The 4987-nt window shown below is 59.2% G+C and carries 5 protein-coding genes and 1 pseudogene; 2 read left to right on the top strand and 4 right to left on the bottom strand.

The annotated features are described in order from the left end of the window. Positions 1–323 precede the first annotated feature (323 nt). Complete coding sequence (locus IQ254_RS32250) at positions 324–455, top strand: hypothetical protein (protein WP_255527046.1); 132 nt, start codon at positions 324–326, stop codon at positions 453–455. On the opposite strand, the gene IQ254_RS29660 is transcribed toward IQ254_RS32250, so the two are convergent. From IQ254_RS29660 to IQ254_RS29645, 4 genes are all read right to left on the bottom strand, one after another. Further along, the gene (locus IQ254_RS29660; protein ID WP_193969737.1) at positions 452–1324 is read right to left on the bottom strand and encodes a phosphatidate cytidylyltransferase; all 873 of its coding nucleotides are present in this window, start codon (positions 1322–1324) and stop codon (positions 452–454) included. The genes IQ254_RS32250 and IQ254_RS29660 overlap by 4 nt on opposite strands. A gap of 130 nt (positions 1325–1454) precedes the next feature. Beyond that, positions 1455–2153 (bottom strand): 7-cyano-7-deazaguanine synthase QueC, encoded by a 699-nt coding sequence (gene queC / locus IQ254_RS29655; protein ID WP_193969736.1) that lies wholly within the window; start codon positions 2151–2153, stop codon positions 1455–1457. A gap of 1 nt (position 2154) precedes the next feature. Further along, entirely contained in the window at positions 2155–3495 is a 1341-nt protein-coding gene (mgtE, locus tag IQ254_RS29650; RefSeq protein ID WP_193969738.1) for a magnesium transporter, read from the bottom strand. Between the two features lie 189 nt (positions 3496–3684). Further along, positions 3685–4353 (bottom strand): hypothetical protein, encoded by a 669-nt coding sequence (locus tag IQ254_RS29645; RefSeq protein ID WP_193969735.1) that lies wholly within the window; start codon positions 4351–4353, stop codon positions 3685–3687. On the opposite strand from IQ254_RS29645, the pseudogene IQ254_RS29640 reads away from it, so the two are divergent. Continuing rightward, a pseudogene (locus IQ254_RS29640) lies at positions 4352–4987 on the top strand (aspartate carbamoyltransferase); the annotation flags it as partial. The gene IQ254_RS29645 and the pseudogene IQ254_RS29640 overlap by 2 nt on opposite strands.

Genomic DNA, 4987 nt, shown 5'->3' with positions numbered 1-4987 from the left:
ATATGCGCTCGGTCACGCGTCCGATAGGGAACTGTCTGAGCCTCCCGAAGTTCACTTAACGTGCGGTCTTCTTCCTCGGTCAAAATGATGCGTAATGGGGCGGGCATTTGAGGGCACTCTGGCTACCCTGCTATCTTACATTTAATCTCAACTGCCTACTTAGCGCGCCACCCAACCTACAAATTTAGTCTTGACAGTTCACTAGGGTTGATGGTTAAGGCTAGACATCGCAAGGATAGCCTCATCCAAAGAATTGTAATGATAGAGCTATAGGACTCTCGATTTATTAAACTGTATCTATAGCTACAGTTTTTGGGGAAGTCATGGAAAAGCAATCGTCTAGTCAGCGTCGTCAGGTGATTGGTGAGCTGCGTCATCAGCTGCGATTTGCGCAGCCCCAGGAGCGCGATCGCATTCGTCAAGAGCTGAGTTTTTGGGAAATGCGCGGTCGTTAACTCGCAGACAGCAACGGTAGCAGCAGGGTGACGAAGAAATACACCAGCGACCCTGTAAACACGTAGCTGTCGGTGCGGTCTAAGATACCGCCGTGGCCGGGGATGAGGGCTCCAGAGTCTTTCACCCCGGCATCGCGTTTCATCAGTGATTCGGTCAGGTCGCCCAGCAGGCTAGAGGTACCGATCATCAAGCCTAGAGCCGATCCCGATAGCGGCCAGAGGGGCCACTGTAGCCAGTAGCTACCGGCCAAGGCCACGACCATACTGCCGAGCATGCCGAAGGCGGCACCTTCGACGGTTTTCTTGGGGCTAATGTTAGACAGCGGTGTGCGCCCAATGATCTTGCCAGCCGTGTAGGCCCCGATATCGGCGGCCCAGATACAGGCAAAGGCCAGCAGCGTGACGACTAGACCGACGGGTAGAGCTTCCAGCGATGGTGGCCAGGTATCGGGCCAGTAGCCGCCCAGAGGGAAAGAGACGGCCCCGTCGCCGAGATCGCGTAGGCGCACCCAGAAGCTGGGTAGATAGCCCCCGTAGAACAGGCCCAAAATAGAGGCGGCCACATCGGCAATGGTGGCCACCTGCGGTTGAAACAACAGATAGAAACAGATAAAAGTACCGCCTAGCGGCAGCAGAGCATCAGATAGGCTGGAATCAATATGAGCGGTAATCAGCAGCAGCTGGCTCACCACCAGGGTGATTTTGGCGGCGGGCAAGATGCCCTTGGCCTTCACCAGGGCAAAAATTTCAAGCTGCCCCAAAAAGATAATGATTCCGAAGCCCAGGGTAAAGTACCAGCCCCCTAGCCCAACCATAGCCAGAGCTACGACAATAGCAACCAATCCGCTAATTATTCGAGGCCAGGGCATAGGCGGGACTACGAGCGCTCAACCAAAGGGTAGAACATGGGCTGTGATCAAAAGAATTGTAGTGGAGCAAACCTTCCTGCCTACACTGTGACACATTCCCTGGAACCCCAGGGCTTGCTGTTGACCTCGGTTATGGCGGGCATAGGTCACGGCCTTTGGGGGTCGCTAGGTCTGGGTAGCCAGCTTTGATCAGGGCGCGATCGCGAATGCGGCAGGAGTCACACAGGCCACAGGGTTGATCGCCCCCCTGGTAGCACGACCAGGTTTTGTCGATCGGCACCCCCAGGTTCACCGCCCGGCGCACAATATCGACCTTAGAATCCATCACCAGGGGGGCAACCAGCTTGGGCGCGTGGCCGGCTAGGCCCGCCTTCGACGACAGCTGGGCCAGCTGTTGAAACGCCGCTAAATACTCGGGCCGACAGTCGGGATAGCCCGAATAATCGACGGCGTTGATGCCCAGGTAGATAGCTTCGGCCCCCCTGGCTTCGGCCAGGGCCAGGGCCAGGGCAATAAACACCGTATTGCGTCCGGGCACGTAGGTAGAGGGAATGCCTGCCTCAATGCCACCCTGGGGCAGGGCCAGGGCCAGGTCGGTGAGCGACGACGCGCCCCACTGGGCCAGATTGACGGCAATGGTGTGGTGGTCTGCGATCGCCAGGTGAGCCGCCACAGCCTGGGCCGCCGCTAGCTCCCGCTGGTGGCGCTGGCCGTAGTTGAGGGAGAGGGCCACCAGACTGTAGCCATCGGCGATCGCCTGGGCCGCTGCTGTGGCCGAATCGAGCCCCCCAGAGAGCAGCACAATGGCGGTGGAATGAGTGTGAGCCATGCTAGATACCTAAAATTAGCCGAGCCACCTTGAGGTAGGTCAGTACCCCCAATACATCTACTGCCGTCGTGATAAACGGGGCTGACATCAGGGCGGGGTCTAGCTTCAGCGCTTTGAACAAAAAGGGTAGTGCCGAACCAGCTACCGCCGCCAGTAGTGAAATAGCCACCAGGCTAATGCCCACGGCCAAAGCTACCCCCCAGCTGCGCTGGAGGACAAAGGCCCACAGGGTCACCATGACTCCCAGCAGCACCCCGAGCAGCAGCCCAGCGAGCGCCTCTCGAGCGATAATATACCCCATCTGCTCTGGCCGCACCTCTCCGGTATTCAACCCACGAATCACCACCGTTGACGACTGGGCCCCGACGTTGCCCCCGGCTCCAATCAGCAGGGGAATAAAGGCCGCTAACACCACCACCTGCTCAAGCAGGGCCGCCTGACTTTTAATCACGGCGCTGGTGCCGGTATTGGCCAGCAGCAGCACAAACAGCCACACCACCCGCTTGCGAGCTACCGCAAATAAATTGGTCTGAAAGTAGTCTTCACCTCGGCTTTGCACCCCGCCCGCCGTATAGATATCTTCGGTGTCTTCGGCTTCAATGACATCGATCAGGTCGTCGATGGTGGCAATGCCCACCAGTCGCTGCTCACTATCGACCACCGGCAGGGCCAGAAAATCGTAGCGCTGAATCAGACGAGCCGCCTGTTCTCGATCGGTGTGGGTGTGCAGGTAGATCACTTCGCGCCGCATCAGGTCTTGCAATATTTGCTCGGGCTGGGCAACTACTAAATCTCGCAGAGACAGCGCCCCAATTAAATGGCGGGCATTGTCGAGTACGTAGAGGGTATAAATGGTCTCCGAGGTGTCGGCCAGACGGCGAATGCGCGCTAGCGCCTGCTCGACGGTGTAGGTAGCGCGCAGGGCAACAAATTCTGAGGTCATAATGCGCCCGGCGCTGTCGGGGGGGTAGCCCAGCAGGAGTGCCGTGGCCTCGCGTTCGGCGGGGCTAAGCTGCAGCGTCAGCCGCCGCACCACCTTGGCCGGCAACTCGTCGAACAGGTGGGCGCGGTCGTCGGGAGACATGCGATCGATAATGTCTAAAACGTCGGGGTTTTTAAGGTCTTCTAACAGCGCCTGCTGTACTCGCGGCGACAGGTACTCGTAGACGGCGATCGCATCGTTTTTGGGCAATAGCCGAAAGGCAACTGCCTGGAGGGTTTCTGGTAGTTCATCAATTACCTCGGCCACATCCGCAGACAGCATGGGCTCGAGCCAAGTTTGCACGGCGTCAAATTGCCCGGCCTCAAGCAGGGTCTGCAACTGGGTCTGGGTAGCTTTCATGCCCGCAGATTCTTCTTTTTTTCTCGCCACAGCAGCATACCTCCGTTGGATGGGGCTATAGGGCTGGCGCTTAACGCCAGTTGGCCGGTCTATAGCCTATTGCTCAGCTGAACCAAGACTGTTGAGGTAAAGCCAAGGCTCAAATGATTCAATGGAATCCAGCTGCATAATCGCGATTCTCCCAACCGCTCACAACACCAGATCGTTGCCCCGGTCGGTAAAGACAACCGCGTCAATGTTCCAGTCGGGCTGGTGGATCAGGGTTTCGCGCAGGCTGCCCAGCATGGCCTTTTGTTCGCACAGCGACAGCGATTGCAGCACCCGGCGTGAGGTGCGGGCTACCCGCAGGTCAATCGTAGCGGTTTTGGTCTCTAGGTCGTAGCTGGCCCGGTAGCCTGAGAGGGTGAAATAGGGAATGGCCTGCTCGGCTAGAATCAGCCCGACTGTATTCTCCATGCTCTGGAAACGGGGCACCTGAATGGGTTCGACCTGGTAGGTCTCACAGGTGCTGTCGAGGGTATAGAGGTCGACGGCAACAGGGTCGGCGGGCACGACCAAGCGCCGGGCACGGGTCTGCAATTGGCGGCTAGCCGTCAGCAGCCGCTCTGCTGGAGGCGTTGAGGTCGCCAGCAGTGGGACCGCCGTATCGGTCGCCGTATCGGCGGGCGCGATCGCCGCAGCGGCCTCTGGAGTCGAGGGGGCGGGCAGCGCTGGGTCAGGCGCGTTGCCTGGCCTGCCGCTACAACTTCCCAGCAGGCTCGCCCCCAGCAGACAAAACATAGCCAAAGACCGCCGCCCAAAGCCCCCAGGCCAGGTATGGTGATGACGGTATGAAACTGGGTTTAGGCAACGGGTCATGGCAAGTGCTCCCTGGAATCGACGACATGTGCTGTCGCTGGCTGATTTTACGGCGGCGGAGTTAGAAACGGTGATGGCAACAGCCGTGAGCTTTCGGCAGGTGCTGATGCGGCGCACCCGCAAGGTGCCTGCCCTGCAGGGGTTAGTCGTCACCAACATGTTTTTTGAGCCCTCGACTCGCACCCGCAGTAGTTTTGAGCTGGCGGCCAAGCGGCTCTCGGCTGACGTGCTCAATTTTGCCCCCGGCACCTCGTCACTGACCAAAGGTGAAACTATTCTAGACACCGCCAAGACCTACCTGGCCATGGGCACCAACCTGATGGTGATTCGCCACCAGGAGGCGGGCGTGCCCCAGGCGATCGCCACCGAGCTCGATCGACTACAGACAGGGGTGGGGGTGCTCAACGGCGGCGACGGCCTCCATGCCCACCCGTCCCAGGCCCTGCTCGATCTATTCACGCTGGGCCAGACCCTACATCCGGAACAACCCCGGGCAGAGTTGCTGGCGGGCAAAAAAATTGCCCTGGTGGGCGATATTTTGCATTCCCGGGTGGCCCGCTCCAACCTCTGGTGTCTTACCGCCTGCGGGGCCGAGGTACACCTGGCGGCCCCGCAGGCGGTAAGACACCAGAGG

Source organism: Nodosilinea sp. LEGE 07088 (assembly GCF_015207395.1).
Taxonomy (GTDB): Bacteria; Cyanobacteriota; Cyanobacteriia; order Phormidesmidales; family Phormidesmidaceae; genus Nodosilinea.
Note: the sequence above shows the minus strand (reverse complement) of the source record. Positions and strands in the feature narration are given on the sequence as shown.

What these genes read in the sequence shown, in the direction of transcription:
- IQ254_RS32250 (WP_255527046.1), top strand. Translation starts at nt 324, where the DNA reads ATGGAAAAGCAATCGTCTAGTCAGCGTCGTCAGGTGATTGGTGAGCTG.
- IQ254_RS29660 (WP_193969737.1), bottom strand. Translation starts at nt 1,324, where the DNA reads ATGCCCTGGCCTCGAATAATTAGCGGATTGGTTGCTATTGTCGTAGCT.
- queC (WP_193969736.1), bottom strand. Translation starts at nt 2,153, where the DNA reads ATGGCTCACACTCATTCCACCGCCATTGTGCTGCTCTCTGGGGGGCTC.
- mgtE (WP_193969738.1), bottom strand. Translation starts at nt 3,495, where the DNA reads ATGAAAGCTACCCAGACCCAGTTGCAGACCCTGCTTGAGGCCGGGCAA.
- IQ254_RS29645 (WP_193969735.1), bottom strand. Translation starts at nt 4,353, where the DNA reads ATGACCCGTTGCCTAAACCCAGTTTCATACCGTCATCACCATACCTGG.